This window comes from Clostridium estertheticum (assembly GCF_026650985.1).
In the GTDB taxonomy this organism is placed as follows: domain Bacteria; phylum Bacillota; class Clostridia; order Clostridiales; family Clostridiaceae; genus Clostridium_AD; species Clostridium_AD estertheticum_C.
This window is the reverse complement of sequence record NZ_CP086239.1, coordinates 164,430-184,609: the sequence shown is the minus strand read 5'-3', so window position 1 is coordinate 184,609 and position 20,180 is coordinate 164,430. Positions and strand designations below refer to the sequence as shown.

General features: G+C 31.3%; 16 protein-coding genes and 1 pseudogene. 2 read left to right on the top strand and 15 right to left on the bottom strand.

Translation table 11 applies throughout. From position 1 onward, the window contains the following. Nucleotides 1-43: 43 nt before the first annotated feature. The 3 genes from LL038_RS00760 to LL038_RS00750 all read right to left on the bottom strand — a co-directional run bounded on the left by LL038_RS00760 (nt 44) and on the right by LL038_RS00750 (nt 5,228). Nucleotides 44-748, bottom strand: a complete 705-nt coding sequence (locus LL038_RS00760) for a ribonuclease H-like domain-containing protein (protein ID WP_216119588.1) — start codon at nt 746-748, stop codon at nt 44-46. Between the two features lie 187 nt (nt 749-935). Next, complete coding sequence (gene argS / locus LL038_RS00755; protein ID WP_216119587.1) at nt 936-2,645, bottom strand: arginine--tRNA ligase; 1,710 nt, start codon at nt 2,643-2,645, stop codon at nt 936-938. 534 nt (nt 2,646-3,179) lie between these two features. Further along, on the bottom strand, nt 3,180-5,228 hold the full coding sequence (locus LL038_RS00750) for a thioredoxin domain-containing protein (RefSeq protein WP_216119586.1): 2,049 nt from the start codon (nt 5,226-5,228) through the stop codon (nt 3,180-3,182). 187 nt (nt 5,229-5,415) lie between these two features. Between LL038_RS00750 and LL038_RS00745 the strand changes: the two genes are divergently transcribed. Beyond that, nucleotides 5,416-6,756 carry a sigma-54 interaction domain-containing protein gene (locus tag LL038_RS00745; protein ID WP_216119585.1) on the top strand — a complete coding sequence of 447 codons (1,341 nt, stop codon included), beginning with the start codon at nt 5,416-5,418 and terminating at the stop codon, nt 6,754-6,756. Between the two features lie 229 nt (nt 6,757-6,985). Here the strand turns inward: LL038_RS00745 and LL038_RS00740 are convergent, their stop codons facing one another. The 12 genes and pseudogenes from LL038_RS00740 to LL038_RS00680 form a co-directional block, all read right to left on the bottom strand. Then, on the bottom strand, nt 6,986-7,642 hold the full coding sequence (locus LL038_RS00740) for a 3-oxoacid CoA-transferase subunit B (protein ID WP_216119584.1): 657 nt from the start codon (nt 7,640-7,642) through the stop codon (nt 6,986-6,988). A gap of 1 nt (nt 7,643) precedes the next feature. After that, nucleotides 7,644-8,297 (bottom strand): CoA transferase subunit A, encoded by a 654-nt coding sequence (locus LL038_RS00735; protein WP_216119583.1) that lies wholly within the window; start codon nt 8,295-8,297, stop codon nt 7,644-7,646. A gap of 24 nt (nt 8,298-8,321) precedes the next feature. Next, nucleotides 8,322-8,627: a hypothetical protein gene (locus tag LL038_RS00730; protein ID WP_216119582.1), complete on the bottom strand. Its 306-nt coding sequence runs from the start codon at nt 8,625-8,627 to the stop codon at nt 8,322-8,324. Nucleotides 8,628-8,630: 3 nt separating this feature from the next. Next, on the bottom strand, nt 8,631-9,986 hold the full coding sequence (locus LL038_RS00725) for an acyclic terpene utilization AtuA family protein (protein WP_216119581.1): 1,356 nt from the start codon (nt 9,984-9,986) through the stop codon (nt 8,631-8,633). A gap of 113 nt (nt 9,987-10,099) precedes the next feature. Then, the gene (locus LL038_RS00720) at nt 10,100-11,398 is read right to left on the bottom strand and encodes a CitMHS family transporter (RefSeq protein WP_216119580.1); all 1,299 of its coding nucleotides are present in this window, start codon (nt 11,396-11,398) and stop codon (nt 10,100-10,102) included. A 714-nt stretch (nt 11,399-12,112) separates the two neighbouring features. Then, nucleotides 12,113-12,298, bottom strand: a pseudogene (locus LL038_RS00715) (DUF255 domain-containing protein); the annotation flags it as partial. Between the two features lie 390 nt (nt 12,299-12,688). Next, entirely contained in the window at nt 12,689-13,051 is a 363-nt protein-coding gene (locus LL038_RS00710; protein ID WP_253200178.1) for a hypothetical protein, read from the bottom strand. Between the two features lie 253 nt (nt 13,052-13,304). Then, nucleotides 13,305-14,135 (bottom strand): enoyl-CoA hydratase/isomerase family protein, encoded by an 831-nt coding sequence (locus LL038_RS00705; RefSeq protein ID WP_216119579.1) that lies wholly within the window; start codon nt 14,133-14,135, stop codon nt 13,305-13,307. A 706-nt stretch (nt 14,136-14,841) separates the two neighbouring features. Continuing rightward, nucleotides 14,842-15,513: a manganese catalase family protein gene (locus tag LL038_RS00695; RefSeq protein ID WP_216119577.1), complete on the bottom strand. Its 672-nt coding sequence runs from the start codon at nt 15,511-15,513 to the stop codon at nt 14,842-14,844. A 155-nt stretch (nt 15,514-15,668) separates the two neighbouring features. After that, complete coding sequence (cphA, locus tag LL038_RS00690) at nt 15,669-18,293, bottom strand: cyanophycin synthetase (protein WP_216119576.1); 2,625 nt, start codon at nt 18,291-18,293, stop codon at nt 15,669-15,671. A gap of 100 nt (nt 18,294-18,393) precedes the next feature. Then, entirely contained in the window at nt 18,394-19,197 is an 804-nt protein-coding gene (locus LL038_RS00685; RefSeq protein WP_375292990.1) for a cyanophycinase, read from the bottom strand. A 437-nt stretch (nt 19,198-19,634) separates the two neighbouring features. Beyond that, the gene (locus LL038_RS00680) at nt 19,635-19,775 is read right to left on the bottom strand and encodes a hypothetical protein (RefSeq protein WP_216119574.1); all 141 of its coding nucleotides are present in this window, start codon (nt 19,773-19,775) and stop codon (nt 19,635-19,637) included. Nucleotides 19,776-19,952: 177 nt separating this feature from the next. Here LL038_RS00680 and LL038_RS00675 point away from each other — a divergent pair, with 177 nt between their 5' ends. Next, nucleotides 19,953-20,162, top strand: a complete 210-nt coding sequence (locus tag LL038_RS00675) for an alpha/beta-type small acid-soluble spore protein (RefSeq protein ID WP_216119573.1) — start codon at nt 19,953-19,955, stop codon at nt 20,160-20,162. Nucleotides 20,163-20,180 lie beyond the last annotated feature (18 nt).

The window sequence follows — 20,180 nt, the reverse complement described above, 5'->3', positions numbered from 1 at the left end:
ATGAAAAAGTGGTATAGTACATAAATGTACTATACCACTTTTTTTATAATCTGCTGCTTACTGTTTTTAGTGGCTGCTTTGTGTTTATATTATTCTTCATAAGAGACATTTGTTTTTTAGCTAATTTTTCTTTTCTCAATAGATCTAAGTCATTATCGATAACGTTAACTACCTTAAATATTTCAGGCAAATTTACAACATCTTCGTAATTATGAAGCATAAGAATCCCTTTCAGCTTTTCATCATGTTCTAGTAGGTATTCATTATACAATTCAACCCACTTTGCTCCGTTAATTTCATCTTTTCTCTTGATACCAATAAACTGCTCCACACTTTTTAAACTACAACTCTTAATTCCCATTCTTTTGTGAAATGGTCTTATAAACTTATACAAATCCATGTGATCCCTTGGTAACCTATAGCCGAAATTATATCTATACATCTTCCTAATTATGAAAGGTTCATCAAATGCTGTACCATTATAGGAACACCATCTTTTAAACTTACCCATAGCTTTCGTAAATTCTTTTAAAATATTCACTTCTTCGCTTGGTGACTCCGCGAAATATTGAACAATTTTAAATTCACCTTCGCTTAAGTAATACCCTAAAGATATTAGTACTATTTTGTCATATTCTAGATCAAAACCCGTAGCTTCAATATCCAAATATGCAATAGTATCCATCTTGTATTTGCTGAAAATTTCGTCTGGTAAAATAACCTTAATTTGATATTCTTTTATGAACATAGTTCCCCCTAATCTATAAAAAAAGAAAAGCATACATCATAACAAATGTGTTTTTATTTGTTAAGTAATTCTAAACAAGTTTTACATTTTTCTATAATCTAATAATACAGTAAAATTTGCGTTATTGCAAATGCTACAATAAGGTAACTACTACAATAACACAGAATTCAATAACCGGTGTGTAATCCTACATTCTATCTACGACTTCTATACCTATAAGGCCTAATGCGTTCTTAATTACTTGACAAGTAGCTTCTACCATTTTAATTTTCGCTTTTTTATCAGATTCATCTTTCAAATTAGATATATTGTACTGATTGTAAAATTTATTAAAAGCTTTAGCTACATCAATAACGTATCTTGTAACCATAGATGGTTCTAATTTATCAATAGCAAACAGGATTGATTTTTGGAAACCTTCTAACTGCTTCACAAGTTCAAATTCTTCTTTAGAATTCAATTTGTTGTAATCTAGCTCTACATCAGTTTCATTATTTTTGCTAGTCTCTTCAACTTTTCTTAATATACTTTTTGCTCTTGCATAAGTATATTGAACATAAGGACCTGTTTCTCCCTCAAAGCTAAGCATTTCTTCCCAATTGAAGACAATGTCTCTTTCTCTATGATTTTTTAAATAAGTAAATACAATAGCACCTATTCCTACTTTTTTAGCTACATCCTCTTTGTTTTCAAGTTCAGGGTTTTTTTCATTTATTACTTCAAGTGTTTTAGCCACCGCTTGATTTAATAAATCATCTAGGAAAATAACATCACCTTTTCTTGTAGATAATTTTTTATCTGCAAATCTTACTGTACCAAAAGGTACATGCACACAATCATCTGCCCATTTATTTCCCATAAGCTTTAAAGTAGTAAAGACTTGTTTAAAATGAAGAGCTTGATCTTTTCCAACTACATAAATATTTTTATAAAAGTCGTAAGTCTTCTTTCTATATGTTGCTGCTGCTAAATCACGAGTTGCGTAAATTGTAGCTCCATCTGATTTTTTAATTATGCATGGTGGAATATTGTATTCATCAAGCATTACAACCTTAGCTCCATTACTCTCAACTAGTAATCCCTTTGCATCTATATCCTTAATAATGTCATCCATCTTATCACAATAGAAACTTTCACCAGCATAAGAATCAAATTTAACATTTAATGTTTCATAAAGTTTTTTAAACTCAACTAAACTTACGTCACGAAATTTAGTCCAAAGCTCAACTTCCTCGTCGCAACCATCTTCTAATTTTTTAAAGTACATTTTAGCTTGCTCATTAAGAGTTGGGTCAAGATCAGCTTCCTCATGGAATTTAACATAAATTCTTAATAGTTCTTTAATCGGCTCGCTAGCTAAAGCATCCTCATCTACCCAGTTCTTATAAGCATAAATAAGTTTACCGAATTGAGTGCCCCAATCTCCAAGATGGTTAATTCCAGTACAATTATATCCTTCGAAAGATAATATTTTATATAATGAGTTACCAATAACTGTAGTGAATAAATGTCCTACATGGAACGGTTTTGCAATATTAGGTGATGAATATTCTACTACTATATTCTTACCTTCACCAACTTTAGATGAACCATAATTATCTCCCTCATCTAATATTTTTTCTACTGTATTTTTAATAAACGCCCCTTTGTCTAGGAAGAAATTTAAATAAGGACCAAAACACTCTATTTTCTCAAAACCGTCTTTTTCTATTTTTTCTTTTAAATCCTTAGCTATCATATTTGGTGCTTTTCTCATAACTTTAGATAATTGGAAACATGGAAAAGCAAACTCTCCCATTTCAGGTTTTGGTGGTATCTCAATTAAATTTTCTATTGTTTCTATATCGAGCTCCACCAATTGTTTAATCCTCTGCGCAACTATTTTTTTATAATCCATAAAATTCCCCTCCTGTTTTGCTCTAGGTTAGATAACAATTATTAACTGTTATCCCTCCTATTATGCATTTCGCCTTATGATAATTATTATCACTAATTTGAAAACTCATGTATATTGTAATATAACAAAAAACCCATCTCTAAATAAAGAGACGGGTTATATTTCCGCGGTACCACTCTGATTGACTATAAAGTCCACTCAATATTTTAACGCTAGTTAGCGACTTACCCTATAAGAGTCAAAAATTGTTACTTTTAACTAGTTCAGGCAGCTTCTCCAAGGTTCTTTTCCTAAAATTAATGCATCATCAATTTTGTTAAATATCTATCTATTTAACTTCCTATATCTTATAAGGCTTACACTATGTCCTTACTCGCTTTAAGATTAATAAGAAAGTACTGTCCTCTTCTTTGAATTTAGTAATTATAAATTTACTCGATACTACATTATATTATATCCCTATGAGTACATATTTGTCAATTTTTTTAAATTTTTATATAGACAATTAATAGTTACTAATTCTTTCTAAATATTTCACTCATTGATAGACTCAGAAAATTTTTGTAGATTATTAATAGGTTCCCTGCATGTATAATTCTCACAAATATAAGCAGTAGTTTTCCCCATCAAAGGTTTATGCGCAGCCAACTCTGAATTAATAGAATTTAGACTTCCATCACCAGCATTTAATACTACTGTAGCAAAAGGAAGATAAGTGCTATTAATCTCTTTAATCATAGCTTTGGTTTCGCCTGAATTCTCATCTCCAGAGATTATAATATCCTTTCCTGGTACTGTACTATATAGTAATGCTGTCATAAAATAAGCATGAGCGCTCTCTATAGTTTTAACCTTTGACGCAAAGATTTTAAATTGTAAAACGGCCTCATCTTCTAATTTAGTATTAGCCGTTAATCTAGCAAGTCTTAACATATTTAAAGTAGCAACTGAATTACCCGATGGCATTGCACCATCATATATATCTTTAGGCCTTGAAATTAGTTCTTCGCCGTCAACTCCATACAAAAACAATCCACCCTGCTTTTCATCTTTAAACAGTTTAATCATATTTTCATTAAGTTCTATAGCCTTGGTTAAATATACTGCATTAAAAGTAACCTCATATAATTCAATTAAAGCATGAACCGTAAAAGCATAATCGTCTAAATAACCTAAATTGGCAACATCACCATCTCTATATCTAGCCATTAACCTTCCTTTATCATTAATCATCTTACTTAATATGAAATTCATAGCCTTTTCTGCAACATTTATATAGCTTTTATTTTGAAAAACTCTTCCACCATAGGCAAGAGCTGCAATCATAAGTCCATTCCATGAAGTTAATATTTTATCATCCTTATAAGGATGAATTCTCTCCTCTCTATATTCAAACAGTTTCTCCCTCATTTTTTCTAATTTTATATTTACTTTTTCATCTATACTAGTACTACTTTGTTTTCCAATAAGATTTGGAATATTTCGCCCCTCAAAATTACCTTTCGTCGTTATATTATATTGTTCACAATAGGTTTTATAATGCTCTTCACATAAAACTAAAGCTACTTCCTCATACGTTAACAAATAATATTTACCCTCGATGCCTTCACTATCTGCATCCTCGGCTGAGTAAAAAGCCCCCTCCTTTGAAGTCATATCCCTTAAGATATAAGTAAATATTTTATCTGCAACTTCTTTATAAAACTTTTTACCTGTGGCTTCAAAAGCTTCAATATATACTTGCGCTAAAAGTGCATTATCATATAACATTTTTTCAAAGTGAGGCACTAACCACTTCTGATCTGTTGAATACCTTGAAAATCCAAAACCAATATGATCAAAAATTCCACCTGCGTACATTGCTTCCAAAGTTGTTTCTACTATTTCTAATGCCTTAGGCTCATTGTAATTTTTCCAATATCTCAATAAAAATTGTAAATTGTGAGGAGCTGGGAATTTTGGAGACCTTCCAAATCCACCATACTTATCATCAAAAACACTTGCAAAGCTACTAAATGCATTATGTATTTCATCTTCACCCATTTCTCCAGGTTTAACAAAAACATCATTCTTTTTTATATGCTCCACTATTTTTTTACTAGATTCTATAATACTCTCTTTATTTTCATTCCACTGCTCCGCAATAGAAATTAGTACGTCTTTTATCCCTGGCATTCCACGCATGCTTTCCCTTGGAAAATAGGTACCTGCATAAAAAGGTTTTTTATCTGATGTCATAAAAATTGTTAAGGGCCATCCACCACTACCAGTGAGAGACTGACATACCGACATATAAATACTATCTACATCTGGACGTTCTTCACGATCAACCTTTATTGATATAAAATATCTATTTAGTATTGCTGCTACCTCTTCATTTTCAAATGATTCCTTTTCCATAACATGACACCAATGACAAGTTGAATAGCCGATACTTACGAATATAGGTTTGTCATCCGCTTTTGCTTTTGTAAAAGCCTCTTCACTCCATGGATACCACGCCACTGGATTTTGGGCATGTTGTAATAAATATGGAGACTTTTCATTAATTAATCTATTAGGTATGTTTTCTAGATTGTTCATAATACCACCGCCTATAAGTTTATTTGCATTTAAAATATATTATATCCTTATAGTACAACTTTAAGTCCCTAAATATAAAGCTCCAAAGCATTTAAATTTGCAGTTTTCACTAGTTTATATGTTAAAATATAAGGAGGGTATTCTACACGAAAATTATCGGTAATTTAGTTGAAACGGAGTGAATATTATGGAAATAAATAATTGGGTAAAGGTAATTTTACATTCCTTACATGAAGGTGTCCTCATAGCAGATAGTAATGGCATTGTAAAATATATAAATCCCGCATACACAAGAATAACAATGGTAAGTAGCAATGAAATTATAGGCAAATTTTTATCAGAAAAAAGACCTGGTTCTAGGCTTATGAATGTAATAGAAGGTGGTAAAGAATTATTGAGGGTTCCTAGAAAAGAGGGTGACATTGAATATATAGTAAATATGGTTCCAATTATAGAAAAGGCACAGACAATCGGAGGTATTTCCATTTTAACAGAAATGACAGAAATGTATAACATTACAGAACAATTAAATAAATCAAACATTATGATAAGAAATCTACAAAAGCAAGTAAAAAATTTGGCAAAAGCTAAATATTGCTTTAATGATATAATATCTGTAGACAGCAACTCTTTTGAAACAAAGAAATTAGCAAAAAGGATTTCCCATAATGATTCAAATGTACTTATTACCGGTGAAAGTGGAACAGGAAAAGAGCTATACGCAAATTCAATACATATGGATAGTAGTAGACAAAATCACTCTTTTGTTGCAGTCAATTGTGCCAATTTTGATAGTAATTTATTAGAAAGTGAGCTTTTTGGATATGAAGAAGGGGCATTTACTGGTGCAAAAAAAAATGGGAAGATAGGGATTTTTGAATTGGCAAATGGAGGTACTTTATTTTTAGATGAAATCGGTGAAATGAATTATGATTTACAGGCAAAGATCTTGAGAACCCTGCAAGAAAATACTGTTAGACGCATAGGAGGACTTAAAGATATACCTATAAATGTAAGAATAATAGCTGCTACAAATAAAAATTTAGAAAAGATGATAGAAGAAAATAGATTTAGAAAAGATTTATACTATAGAATTGTTGTTTTTCCACTAAATATATCTGCACTACGGAATAGACGTGAAGATATTAGGCCACTTGTAGAGAAATTTCTAAATGATATGGCAAGTAAATTTAAAAGAAATATTGAACTTTCTGAAGATGCATTTAATATTCTTTATAATTATGATTGGCCTGGAAACATCCGTGAACTTAATAATGCTATAGAATTTGCAGCAAATATGGTTGATGATTTCATCATTAGGCCAGAAAATCTTCCAAAGATAATTCAATCAGAAGGTGTAAAAAAGAATATTATAAAGTTTAAAAGTCTTGAAAAAATTATAAAAGATACTGAGGTTTTCGAGATTAGAAAGGCTATTCTTATTTATGGAGAGACGGTTCAAGGTAAAAAGAATGCTGCAAAAGCTTTAGGCATTTCATTGGCCACACTTTATAATAAATTAAAATAATTATATCTATGACCATTTATGAAAATTTAGAAATGATTATCATTTTTGATTGTTTAGTAGATAGTTTTTAAGATGTTATAACTTAAGCAAGCACACATAAATCAAATTTATGTATGCTTGCTTAAGTACTTCTACTAGATTTAAATTTTCAATGGTTAACTATGATTTATTTAAAGCTTCCTCAATAACCAAAGCTCTACTATTAACTAACAATACAGACTTTAATATTTTACACTTCCATCATTTTCAAATTTGGCGATATAATTAGTTCTGCTTCAGTAGCATTTAGCACATCTTCCACAGTTAATCCTAGTGCTATTTCTTTAAGCAATAACCCTTCCCCTTGAATAACATCTATTACAGCCATATCTGTTATAATAGTATCTACTTCTTTCGCTGCGGTTAATGGTAGTTTGCATCTTTTCAATATTTTAGATTCTCCATTTTTGTTCATATGCTCCATAGCTAAAATAACTCTCTTTGCACCCACAACCAAATCCATGGCTCCGCCCATACCAGGCACTTTCTTTCCTGGAACCATCCAATTTGCAAGGTTGCCCTCTTCGTCAACTTCTAATGCTCCAAGAACCGTAATATCAACATGTCCACCCCTAATTAAAGCAAAAGAATATGCGCTATCAAAAAATGAAGCTCCTGATGTAACCGTTATATGTCTTCCCCCTGAATCTGTTACATCTTTATTTAGCTCTCCTTGCTTTGGATTAGGTCCTAATCCAAGAATTCCATTCTCAGACTGTAATGTAATATTAATATTCTTAGAAACATAGTTTGCTACCATTGTAGGCATTCCAATTCCAAGATTTACAACATCTCCATCTTTAAATTCCTGGGCAATTCTCTTTGATATAAATTCTCTTTTATCCATTTTATTCACCAACCTTTACTATTGCATCCACTAATATTCCTGGTACTATAACATCATTTGGATCGATTTCGCCTAATTTTACATATTCTTCAACTTCAGCTATTACATAATCTGCAGCCGTTGCCATAATAGCATTAAAGTTGCGTGTAGAACCTTTAAATGTAAGATTTCCATTTTCATCTGCTTTATGGGCCTTAATTAAAGCTATATCCGCTTTAAGCGGAAGCTCTAATAAATATTCTATTCCCTCTATTTCTATTTTCCTTTTTCCTTCCTCAACTATAGTACCAACTCCCACTGCCGTTAAAAATCCACCAATCCCAGCTCCACCTGCACGTATTTTTTCCGCAAGTGTACCTTGTGGAAACAGTTGAACCTCTGCTTCTTTTGTCATTAATAATCTCCCGGTTTCCGGGTTCGCCCCTATATAAGATGCAAGAATTGTACTAGCCTGACCTGTTTTTATTAAATTATAAATAGCACACTCTGTTGTTCCTGTATCATTAGAAATAATAGTTAGATTTTTAACTTTTGTTTCTACAAGACTACTAACTAATGTTTCTGGATGCCCACTTGCTAAAAATCCACCTACCATTATAGATTGTCCATTTTTCACCCTTTTTATTGCCTCTTTTGAAGTAGTTAACTTATTCATAAATGCACCATCCCCTAAGTTAAATTAGTATTCTATCTCCATATCTAGTAAAACTGAACTTAAACTTTTACCATGCATATCTAGTGATAATGTTCTTGTTACTCCTCCACCTAGCGCATCGTACATAACAAAGTTTAATGCACCTATATTAGGCAATTCGTATCTTATAACTTCACCCTTTACTATATCTTTAAACCACTCTTTAACTTTATATGATGTAACATTTTCTTTAATTATTTCATAATCTTCTGCTTTATAAGCTATAAGAGATATATTTGAAATATTTCCCTTATCACCTGTTCTTGAATGTGCAATCTCTCTTAATTTCATTTTTTATACCTCCTCATATATTACTTTTATATTTATGTCGTCACTTGGTACAAATATAGAAGCAACAGATACTATCTCTTTAACACCTTTTCTTGCTCCACCGCCACCTGCGGGACCATTTGTATAAAGAGCTTCAACTTCATTTCCTATTATTGTAGCATCTGCTTTATTCAAAGTTCTTGCAGCAACTCTAAGTCTTACTTCATTGAAATTTTTATTACTTTTGTTTAGAGCATCACTTAGGGAGTCTTTGTAAAGTGAATTTACTCCAATAAAATCTATTTTCAATTCTTCAATATGTGCATTCACATACTCTAATCTCTTTTTGATTATCTCTCCAGCTAATTTAGCTCTTTCATAAGCACCTGAACCACCATAACTCATTTCACCCTCACCAATATAACAATCCTTGTAACCTACACTAGTCTTAAATAAACCAGTTTTATCTTTCCCACCGGCACCTATTAGTAAAACTTTATTTTTCTCAATTTCAGTTATATTTACCTGTGAGAAATCTGCTATAACATCGGGAGTAAGATAACTTGATGGATCATGTATTTCATATATCATTTGCTCCTTGCAAGTATCCTCAGTAACCATTCCACCAGCGTCTTCAAGTTTTGTAATAACTATTTCACCATTCTCAGATATTTCTGCTATAGGGAATCCTAAGTTCCATAATTCCGGTACATCCTTATAACCTGGATCTGCAAAGTAACCTCCAGTTACTTGACCTCCACATTCTAATAAGTGCCCAGCTAAAGTACCTTTCCCTAATAACTTATAATTTTCTTTATCCCAACCGAACTCAAACATTAATGGCGCTAAAGTAAGTGAAGGGTCAGCCACTCTACCAGTTATTACAATATCAGCTTCATTATTTAAAGCCTCTATTATACCTTGTGTTCCAATATACGCATTAGCAGAAATTATTTGCGATTTTATTGATTCTAGATTTTTACCTGTTTCAAGTATCTTATAATTCATGTATTTATCTATGTTACTGAAAATATCATCTCCTAATACTGCAGCAATTTTTAATCCCTTAATTCCTAAGTTCTCTGCGATTCGTTTTACTACTTTAGCTGCTGAAATAGGATTTGCAGACCCCATATTTGTTATTACTTTTATTTTTTTTTCTTTACATAACGGCAATACCTGTTTCATTCTGTATTCTAAAAATTCATTATATCCCTTACTAGAATCCTTTAATTTTTGTTGTTGCCCTATTGCTATTGTTCGTTCAGCTAAACATTCAAATATAATATAATCAAGATTTCCCTTTTTCATAAGTTCTATAGCTGGTTCTATTCTATCCCCTGCATACCCAGCACCTGATCCAATTCTTACTTTTTTCAATTTAAAGACCTCCCTATTATCAATTACACTTTACATCTATAAATGAAGCAATTGTTATGCCAAAGTTTAATTAATTTCAATTTATACTATTTAGACAATTATTTATGTTCTATTTAAAATCTGATTACCTTTATAATCACTGCCGTTATTAACATTACAATCGTTACCGCAAAGGCATAAGGTATAGTTTTCTTTTGATGTTCTCCAAGTTCAACGCCTACGAGTCCTATTAACAAGAATGTTGATCCCGTAAGTGGACTAACTGGAAACCCAGTTGTCATTTGCCCAAGTAATGCAGCTCTACCAATTTCTACTGCTGGCACTCCAAATGCTTTAGCTGCTGCCGCAATTGTTGGAAGAACTCCAAAGTAAAATGAATCTGGGTCAAATATTAAACTAGCTGGCATTCCTATAACACCTACAATAACTGCAAGATGTTGCCCAAGAAAATTTGGTATTATAGATATTAAAACTGCTGCCATTTCTTTAATCATTCCCGAATTTTGCATAATTCCAACAAATGCACCTGCCGCAAATAATATACTAGACATTAAAAGAGCTTCTTTTGCATGAGCATCCATTCTAGCTCTCTGATCTTTTACGTTTGGATAGTTAATAACTAAAGTGATAGTGAAAGCAATCATAAATACTGCCGTTGGTGAAAACATGCCTTTTATAAGCATCGTAATAGAAATTATAATAGTTAAAATATTAACTAAAAATAATTTTGGTCTAAAGTATTTTTGCTTTTCTTTATCCACAGGTAATTCATCTATATTACCAATAGAAATATTTTGTTTCCCAATTCTTGCTACTTCTTTTTTAGCAAGCCTATAATCTAAAAATAATATAAATATAGCACCCACTAAAATAGGTATAAGCAGTGGATTAAATAATTCTGTAGAAGTTAACTTAAGTGAAGCCATAGCTCTTAGAGGAACTCCTCCCCACGGTTCCATGTTCATAAGTCCTGCTGATAACGCTACTACTGTTGCTAATGTAGTCCTTCTCATTCCTACAGCATCGAACAATGGAAGCATTGCAGGGATAACTACCAAGAAAGTCACCGCACCGTTACCATCTAAGTGAACGATCATAGCTAAAATTGCAGTACCTAAAACAATTTTCACTGGATCCCTACCAACGATTTTAAATATTTTCTTAATAATTGGATCAAATGTTCCTGCATCAGTTAAAATACCAAAGAATAATGTAGCAAATATAAACATAGTTGCTGTTGGTGCAATAGCTAGAACACCTTTGATTATAAAATCACCAGTACTCTTTCCAAAACCACCTACTAGAGCTGCTACTGTTGGCACAGCTATAAGTGCTACCACGGGTGTTGCCTTGTTTGTCATTATAAGTGTTAGTAGAACAACTATAGTTATAAAACCAAGTAAAGCTAACATTGATTAACCCCCTTTTAATTTAATTTACACTTATACCTATAGCAATAACTGTACCAAAACAAACTATTTTAATTTATAAATGGAATGTCTAATTAAACAACCTTGAAAAAAAATATATTTATACCCAAAATAATTTTTTTATTTGCCTAATATTGCTGCTTTATGAACAACCCAGCGAAATTCGTTATCATATCATATAAAAATATTTTTAACATGATTTTTCATATAAATATATAAAACTATATTATGATTTTCTAAAATTTTAGAAATACTTATTAATTTCTTTCAAAAAAACAAGTGATTTGTATTTAATAGCTCAGGATTCCGTTACTAATTTAACATTGTAAAGGTTAACATTATCAATTATATTTCAGAGTTACAATATAATTTTTCTACATTATTCTAAATAATAAGAAATTCAAAAATGCTATTTCTAATATCTTAGAAACGAATATTCATTTATATAAATATATGATATTTATTATCTACTTTATTTTGAATAGTACCTCGCTGTAATTTTTTTATAAGATCAATTACTGTTATTCCTTGTAGGGTTGCTAAAACATACTAATGGATATGCTTATATTATTATATAACTTTAACTACTTCTCAACCCTTATATATTTAAGCTAAAAAAAGGTACAAAATAGTACTTGTATCTTAAAATTTTGTAGCTTTTTTATATTTAAGGAACAACGAAATTAATGGGTAATATCTTTTATGAACATGACACCAATGACAAGTACTGTAGCCGATTGAAAGAAAGATTGGTTTATCTTCTTCTTTTGCTTTTGCAAAGGCTTCTTCACACCAGGGATTCCAATCTACTGGGTTATTTGCATGTTGCAATAGGTATGGACTCTTTTCATTAACCAATCTATTAGGCTTTTCACGCATCATCTTGATTGACATATTATCACGCTCCCTTCATATGTTTATTTCTATTACTATACCCAAAAATGCTATTGAATATAATTAAGCGGTTAATAGCTGTCAATGTGACCAGTTATTAACTGCTTACTTTTAAATGATCTATTTGTTTAAATTTTAAAATTTATTCTTCTGTACGGAACTTTATATCATAGCTTATACCCGTTTCATAAAAGTATTCAATAAACTTATAATTCACTAACTCTTGTAAAAGGTATTTAATAGAATCCCTTTGTCCAATATTTACACTTTCTTCGTTATACCTCCAAACATCAGCTGGTACTTTTTTGATATCTGTAATAATAAATTCACATTTTTTTATAATTTGTAACTTTATACTTACATCTAATAACTTATTGTTTAAGAATTCTTCAATATTGCTAGCCAGCTTTTAGCTTTATTTTGATTCTTAACAAACACTATTTTAGATTTTATAGGCGTAGCCTGTGAGTCTACTCCAATTTCAACGATTACAGAGGCCTTTATTTTAGCTTTGCCACGTTTCTTTTTCAATGTAGAATATAAAGATTTTAAATTCAATTTTTTATTTTGATAAGTGTAAAAAACTTTTGGCTTTCCTGTAATGATCATTACCTCATTTTCAGGGTCACGACCAATATCTGACCATGCATTGCCATAAGCCGTTTGGCCAGCCCAACCAAATTGAAACGGTCCTCGCTGTGTATGTAACCGTACTTCTAGTATCCCATTACGACGGGTCATCAGCATAAATTCCTTGTATTTTCCGTGTACTCTTCAAGTTTCGTAGGTCCGACTTCATTTGTCTCTGACATTTCTATTCTCCCTAATAAAATTTGATAACTTTTCTTCCAGCTATTAAAAAGCACAAATAAAGAGACCATCTGCACTTAGTGTTATTATTAAAGGCAGATAGTCTCTTTGTTTTAATTACATTAATTTCAAACTGCAACGAGGTTAGGGCTACTGTCAATTGCGAATGTGTAATGAATTTTCCCTATTTGCCCATTAATCGTTCTTTCATTTTCGTAAGTCTTCCGAATGCACCTTCTTCATCAATGGCCATATCATACATTTGGTGAGTAAGCTGGAAACCTTGATCACTGACGAGAGCTTTTTTCCAAGGACGTGATAAAATTGAATGTGTAAGATGTCTCGCAGAGCGAGGTGCTTGCATTATCATCCCCGCAAGTTCCCATTCACGAGGAAGAAGCTTATCTCGGGACAGCACTTCACTGACTATTCCCAGGTCCAATGCTGTTTGACCATTGATATTCTTGCCAGTATATGCGTAGTATGCTGCTTTCTTAAAACCTATCGTATTCTGAAGCGTAAGCATCATTCCGTCACCAGGAGGTGTACCTCCCAGAAAATGCGGATCAAAAAAGTCAGCGTCTTCTGTACAAATAGTAATATCGCAGAGAGTTGCGAGTTCACAGTGCGTTCCAGGGCCATTAATCACCCCGATTGTGGGTATGTCAATGCAGAATATCAGATTTTCAAGCAATCTCAGCGATTCATGATACTGTTCGAGTTTCTTTTGCTTCGGCCAATCCATAAATTTTGTTTTCCAAACATCGGGGTTGCCTATTAACCACTTATCACCTGTTCCTGTGATGATCATCACCTCATTTTCAAGGTCACGGCCAATATCTGACCATGCATTAGCCCATGCAGTGTGAGCCTCCCAGGAATGTACATATGATCCCCCGTTAGTGTGCAATCGTACTTCGATTATTTTATCACGACGAGTCATCGCTAGATAGTCCTTGTACTTTTCCGAGTACTCTTCAAATTGTGTAGGTCCAACTAATTTTACATCTGACATTTGTATTCCTCCTTTAAAAAAATTGATAGCCATATTTAAACTATAAACAAATTATATAAGACAAATATAAAGCCCTAGTAAAAAAAAATAAATATATATAAAGCAAGTATAAAGAATTATGAAGAATTGGAAATTCATCAGCACCAATTTCTATTCCAATAATTTTATCAATGTAGCTACTTTTTTATTGTCCTATAAAACAATAAAAGTCTTCCAATACATATAAATAACCTAAAATCCATAATAGTGATCCTATTTAATTTATGAACTCGATTTGAAATTTACTGTTACTTATTTCTATTACTTCATATCTTTTTGAAACCCAGTGTTTCAACAGTTTGAAGTGGGTCTAGCTTCCAATTTACTGGATTATAAGCACGTTGCAGGAGATATGGAGACTTTTCATTGATTAATTTATTAGGTTTTCTGTTTTGCTTAATAGTTTCAGGTTCGGTCATAGCTAAAACAACTCCTATCAAATATGTATTAATAATATTAGACCCAAGGTAGCTATTTTAAGCACTAAAAATAAAAAAAGGAAGCTAACAGTTAATATGTTAGTTTCCTTTTAATTTTGATGTTTATAATCAATAGGGGGTATTAATAGTATACCCGTCTTTTAATCCTTTTATGTAAGTAGAAAATCTATCCTCTTAAAATACTTTAAAGTAACATAAAAACAAAATATACTCCCACCTATCAATTCTTATTTTCTTGGATTCTCAAAACTTGGTGCAGTTGGATTAGGTGCATCAAAATACTTACCTGGTGTTGATAAATCAAAGTATAATCTAGAATCTTCAGTTATACCAAAGTCCTTATTGGATCCTGTATCCTTTACCTTATTAAGAGCTTCTCTAAATAAAGCATTGTGTGCTTCTTCACGGTTTAATAAGAAATCTATTGTTTCTCTCACATATTTATCTTTAATTTGACGATATAAGTATTCATATACAACTTTTGCCCTTTGCTCAGAAGCTATGTTAGAAAGTAGGTCTGCAACTAAATCTCCTGTAACAGTTACATAGTCTGCTGTCCATGGAGCACCCGATGCATTTATTAAAACTGGTGCTAATCCTGCTAGAACATGGCTTTTAATTTCGCCGACGCCAACACTCTCATAATTTATATCGTGTCCGTTTAACAGATTTATAGTTTGTGCAACCATTTCCATATGACTTAATTCTTCTGAACCTATATCAAGAAATAAATCTTTGATAGTTTGATCTTCTATTCTAAAACTCTGAGATAAGTATTGTAAGGCAGCTTTTAGTTCTCCATTTGCCCCACCTATTTGTTCCTGCATTAATGTTGCATATTGGGGATTAGGTCTTTCTACTTTTACATCTCTTAATAGTTGTTTATCGTGCTTAAACACATTTAAAACCTCCATTTATTTCATTAATTTAATATTAACTCTTATATTTTATTATGTTCATCTTTATAACAATTAACCCTTAAATCGCTAAATAATTAGAAATGCATATAAAATAAGCCCGTTTCCATGTTTACATGAAATACAGGCTTATGCTTTCAATTTTTGGCTAGTAACTTAGTTTCATATTCTGTTTTATGAATTTTACTTTTAATTATTTCTATGAGAGGTTCATATTTTTCAAAAAATATAATTACAATATCCCCAGGTTGTGCTATACCTAAAGCCTCTATAAATGCTTCCTTTTCATCTAATACTTTTTTTATATTGATGATATTAAAATTAGATTTTAAAACTCCTTCTTCTAAAAGGTCTGCTACTTTACCTTTACCCCTACCTCTTCTGTCTTTATCTTCCTTTATATAAATATAATCAAAATTTTTTCCTGCGCATTTCCCAACATCCAATATGTTAGTGTCTGACCTATCTCCTGGTATTCCGATAATTCCGATAATTTTATTGTGTTTTATATTCTTAAGCCCTTCTAATACACATTTATATCCATCAATATTATGACCATAATCCAAAATTACCGTTACATTGTCTATTAAATACGTATTAAATCTTCCTGGATTTTGCTCTTCATTACAGTAGAATGTTTTTAGTCCCTGCCTAATAATATCATAACCTATTCCTAGACCTACTGCAGCCGCACAAGCAGCCATAGCATTTTGAATGTTATATTTTAGGATACCTTTAAATGTTATACCTATATTTTTTATGTCTATTAGCTTCACAAAATTAATGTTATTTTGTATTATTAAACTGGTTCCATCTACATAAATTCCCAACCCACCATTTTTAATGTTCTCTCCCATAATTTTATTGTCCTTATCACTAGAGAATATTATAAGCTTTCCTTTTATTCTAGGCAAGATACTTAAACTCATCTTGTCATCTCCATTAATAATAACATACCCATCTTTTTTAACTGCTTCACCAACTAAAGCTTTAACTTTTGCCAATTCTTCTATCGTGTTTATCCCATCTATTCCAAGGTGGTCATCAGTTATATTTGTAATAACAGCAACATCTGCAAGATCATAAGCTAGCCCTCCTCTTATTATTCCACCTCTTGCAGTTTCAAGGACTGCTGCATCTATATTTTTATTCATAAGCACAGCTAAAGCACTTTTAGGGCCTGTAGTATCACCCTTAAATACACATTTTCCATCAATATATATTCCACTAGTCGTTGTCATTCCAACTGTGTATCCTGCAATTGTTAATATGTGTGCAATGAGTCTTGTCGTTGTGGTCTTTCCATTGGTGCCTGTTACAGCTATTAATGGAATGTTTGTGGGTATATCCTTAAACAATTTATCAACTATATGCCCTGCTACATTACGTGTTTCACCCATATACGGATTGTGATGCATTCTAATACCAGGCGCAGCGTTTACTTCTAAAATTACCCCCTCTTCACTTATAGGTCTACTAATGTCAACACACCGCACATCTATTCCGCAAATGTCAAGTCCTATGGCACTTGCGGTTCGTTTACATATCTCAATATTCTCGTCGCATATCATATCTGTACAATCTATTGAAAGACCACCCGTTGATAAATTTGCATTATCTTTTAAATATAATTTTTCTTTTTCAGAAAGAATAAAATTTAATGTACATTTTTTTTGTTTAAGATATTCTATAAGCCCTTTATCTATTTTAATCTTAGTTAATTCCTTTTCATGACCTTCGCCACGCCTTGAATCCTCATTAATATTTTGTATAAGCTTCTCAATAGTACTAACGCCATCGCCTATAATATATGGTGGAATTCTCTCTGAAACTGCTACAATATCTCCATAAACACAACATACTCTATAGTCTTTTCCACTTATATGCTTTTCTATTATTATATTTTCATAATCATTGCTTAGAAGTTCATATGCATCCGACAACTGTCTCTCATGTTTTATATTGGCAATAACCCCCTTACCTTGATTACCAAACTGAGGTTTAAGTACCACAGGGTAACCAATATCAACTGCACATGAGATTGCGTCCATTATGCTATTTACCTTCATGCCATCGGCTACAGGTAAAAAGTGCATATTTAATAAGTGCTTAGTTAGCATTTTATCTTGTGCAATACCTACAGATATTGCACTTGTATTACTTCCCATAGTTGCTTGTATAATTTTAGAGTACTTTCCATAACCTAATTGGAACATACTTCCTTCACCAATCTTCAATATGGGAATTCCTCTCTTTCTTGCCTCATTACAAATATTAAATGTACTTACTCCTAGTTTCTCACCCATTAATATATCCTTTAATCTATTTAATTTTAGTTCTAATTCAAAATCCTCTTTATTAATTAATGAATTGACAAAGTCTACTGCTATATTAGCAGCCTCTATACCCGTTCTCTCATACTCGTATTGAAAAATAATATAATAATTATCTCCAGATATTTCTCTAGATTTTCCATAACGTATATCAACACCAATCATATTATGAAGTGCTATTATTATATGTTCAGTAATGTGTGCCAGATAAGTTCCCTCTGTAAGTCTCTTAATAAAACCTCTATCTTCATCTATTCCACATCTATGCTTATTAAGCTCAGGTAACATACAGACTAACTTTTCATTAAAGCCATAAATCTCTTTACTAGGAATTTCACTGTATCCTTCTAAATCTAAGTTAAGTCTTATACACTTCTTATGAGAATATATATTTCTTCCCTTAAACACCCTAGAATTAAGCATTTTCATGTAATTTTCCTCCCTGATGGGATATTAGCTTTCCCGTTTTTATATAATATTTATATGTTTCATGCAGAGGTTATTAATAAAGAACATAAAGGAAATCTATTTAAACTAATGGTTTTCTCTCTGTTAGATTATACTTATTCCCATCCTTTAATACATGCATTTTAATATCAAACATTGACAATATATTTTCTTTATACTGTTCTGATACATTTGTATTGCTTATATTACTTCCATCAATAATATAAACTGCCCCAGAACCTACTACTCTTAAAACATTATCTCTATTTACTATAATTGAAGTATCTTCATCTATCCCAATTCCTAATATCTCCGGATTTTCAGCTATTCCAACTAATAGCCTTCCCACTCTTCCTCTTTGTGCAAAGTGCATATCTATTAAAACTCCAGTAATTAACCCAAGTCCTGGAGCCATTTTAAGTGTACATTTTTTTGCTGATTCATCATCAGGTCCAGTTACTATCATAATATCACTCATTACTGCTGCTCCAGCTGAAGTACCTACAAACACACATTCTTCTAAATGCTTACGCTTCATAGTGCTATATAGCTGAGTGCCTCCAAGGATGCTTGTTATTCTAAGTTGATCCCCTCCAGTAAAGAATACCAATGAAGCTTTTTCAATTAATTGTACATTCTCAGGTTTCAAAGCATCTTCCCTATTTCTTACATCAAGTACTTTGATATTTATAATACCTAAATCATGAAAAATATCACTATACTCATTACCCACTTGTACAGGTAGTTCTGTTGCTACCGTTACAATAACTAATAGTTGACTTTCCTTTTCGATATGTTCACATACTTCTTTAAGTATCTTTTTATCACCCTTCTTATCTTCTGCTCCACCTATTATAATTAAACCTTCTTGTTTATTAATAACAATCACCACCCAATATAATTTTGATTTAAAAAACTATAACATTAATAGTTTTATATCATTTTTTCCTGCACCATTACCTATTAGATGGGTGGTACACTTTTATTATGTAGAAAAGTAGTAACTCTTAAACAATATTATATCCAATTATTAGTATTTATATGTATGTCTATTTATATGATTATAAAATATTTTAAATAAAAAATTATGAGAATGATTATATGAAATCTATACTATTAAAAAATAAGTTGCCATGAATATGGAAAGTGGAAGTATTTGTATGAGGGATATATTAATTAAAATGTAAAATATAAACTGTGATTCTTCTGACCAAATGTAACTTTAACAATTATTGATGGCATAATATCTTCTAATTATGGTATATCATATAAAAGCCTATATTTTAAAATAGGCTTTTATGACTATAACTACGGTAATAAAATTTATTTATTCTTTTTCGTAACTGAATTGTATTTAGATTTATTTTTTTCTTCAGAATCAATATATTCATAATCATTTTGGTCATTTTTCTTAATTCCTAATGCAGCCATTTTATTTTTATTAACTGTTAATTTATTACTCATATTATTTCTCCTTTCAAATTAATTAGAGCTTAGAGCGAGTTATAATACTTTGATATTTTTACCCTCTGCAAATTATTTATCCCTACTTATTTTTTCATTCTTAACCTTCACTTCCCTATCATAGTTAAAATCAAATTGAACATAATAACTTTAGAAGTTAATAAGGAGGAATGAAAAATGACAAATAGAAATAGAACTCTTGTGCCGGAAGCAAAGCAAGGATTAAATAAGTTTAAAATTGAAATTGCTAGTGAGTTAGGAATTGATAATTATGATCAATTAGATAAGGGTAATTTAACTTCAAGACAAAATGGATCAGTTGGTGGCGAGATGGTTAAACGTATGGTTGAAGATTATGAAAGAAAGTTAGGAAATTATGATATTTAAATAAAAAGAAAAATGCAG

Coding starts and splice junctions, on each gene's coding strand:
- LL038_RS00750 (WP_216119586.1), bottom strand. CDS start 5,228: ATGAACAATCTAGAAAACATACCTAATAGATTAATTAATGAAAAGTCT.
- LL038_RS00740 (WP_216119584.1), bottom strand. CDS start 7,642: ATGGATAAAAGAGAATTTATATCAAAGAGAATTGCCCAGGAATTTAAA.
- LL038_RS00680 (WP_216119574.1), bottom strand. CDS start 19,775: ATGAGTAATAAATTAACAGTTAATAAAAATAAAATGGCTGCATTAGGA.
- LL038_RS00730 (WP_216119582.1), bottom strand. CDS start 8,627: ATGAAATTAAGAGAGATTGCACATTCAAGAACAGGTGATAAGGGAAAT.
- LL038_RS00710 (WP_253200178.1), bottom strand. CDS start 13,051: ATGACCCGTCGTAATGGGATACTAGAAGTACGGTTACATACACAGCGA.
- LL038_RS00735 (WP_216119583.1), bottom strand. CDS start 8,297: ATGAATAAGTTAACTACTTCAAAAGAGGCAATAAAAAGGGTGAAAAAT.
- LL038_RS00745 (WP_216119585.1), top strand. CDS start 5,416: ATGGAAATAAATAATTGGGTAAAGGTAATTTTACATTCCTTACATGAA.
- LL038_RS00675 (WP_216119573.1), top strand. CDS start 19,953: ATGACAAATAGAAATAGAACTCTTGTGCCGGAAGCAAAGCAAGGATTA.
- LL038_RS00760 (WP_216119588.1), bottom strand. CDS start 748: ATGTTCATAAAAGAATATCAAATTAAGGTTATTTTACCAGACGAAATT.
- argS (WP_216119587.1), bottom strand. CDS start 2,645: ATGGATTATAAAAAAATAGTTGCGCAGAGGATTAAACAATTGGTGGAG.
- cphA (WP_216119576.1), bottom strand. CDS start 18,293: ATGAAAATGCTTAATTCTAGGGTGTTTAAGGGAAGAAATATATATTCT.
- LL038_RS00720 (WP_216119580.1), bottom strand. CDS start 11,398: ATGTTAGCTTTACTTGGTTTTATAACTATAGTTGTTCTACTAACACTT.
- LL038_RS00705 (WP_216119579.1), bottom strand. CDS start 14,135: ATGTCAGATGTAAAATTAGTTGGACCTACACAATTTGAAGAGTACTCG.